Source organism: Mesorhizobium sp. M5C.F.Ca.IN.020.32.2.1 (assembly GCF_004023105.1).
Classification (GTDB): domain Bacteria; phylum Pseudomonadota; class Alphaproteobacteria; order Rhizobiales; family Rhizobiaceae; genus Mesorhizobium; species Mesorhizobium wenxiniae.
In genome coordinates this window covers 1-827 of record NZ_RZSX01001447.1, presented here as the reverse complement: position 1 = coordinate 827, position 827 = coordinate 1, and the positions used below count along the sequence as shown (strand labels likewise).

Genomic DNA, 827 nt, shown 5'->3' with positions numbered 1-827 from the left:
GAGCGGTAGAGGTCGATGGCGCCGCGCAGCTGCGGGCTGTCGAGCGTCGCCTTCGAGCCGTCCTCGGTGAGGATGTCGCCGCCCGAGGCCCAGATCAGCGGCGTGAAGGTGAAGATGTTGCAGCCGCCGCAATTGCCGGAGAAATAGAATCCCTTGGTGTCGCCGCCAAGCGCGTTGACCTTTTCGGCATAGGCTTCGATCTCGGCCCAGTTGGTCGGGCCCTTTTCAGGGTCGAGACCGGCCTGCTTGAACAGCTTCTTGTTCCAGATCAGCACCGAACTATCGGCGGAGAACGGCAGCCCGTAGATGCGGCCCTTGTAGGTGCCGGTCTTGACATGCGCCGGCGACAGGCTCGCGAAATAAGGCAGGGATTTCGCCCAGTCGGTGATGTCTTCCAACTGGCCGGCGGCAGCGAAGGACGGCGTGTAGATCAGGTCGAGCGACAGCGCATCGGGTGCTGTGCCGCCGGCGGCGGCCGCGCCGTATTTCGGGATGATCTCGGCATTGGGGATGATGTCCAGCTTGATCTGGTTCTCATGCCCCTTGTTGAAGGCGTCGACGATGCGCGGCATGAAGTTCGAGCCGTCGGCGCGAACCCAGATGTTGGCGGTCTCGGCTGCGGCCGGCCCGACTGCTGCCAGCGTGGAAAAAATGCTCGCGGCAAAGGCGAGCCCGGTAAATATGGTCCTCATGTTCTCCTCCTCATGTTTCTGTTTCCTGCAACCGCGCTCCCAAGCGGGTGGCTATCGGCACGGCTGCCTTTAGTTTCATGCATGTCGTTATCCCAAAACCGCTATGAACTTTTGGGCGACATGCATTCGTTCAGC

The 827-nt window shown here is 61.4% G+C and carries 1 protein-coding gene; it reads right to left on the bottom strand.

The window, feature by feature from the left end:
* A partial coding sequence (locus EOA86_RS36675) for an extracellular solute-binding protein (RefSeq protein ID WP_128345836.1) occupies nt 1-692 on the bottom strand: 692 nt, incomplete at its 3' end.
* Nucleotides 693-827: the final 135 nt, after the last annotated feature.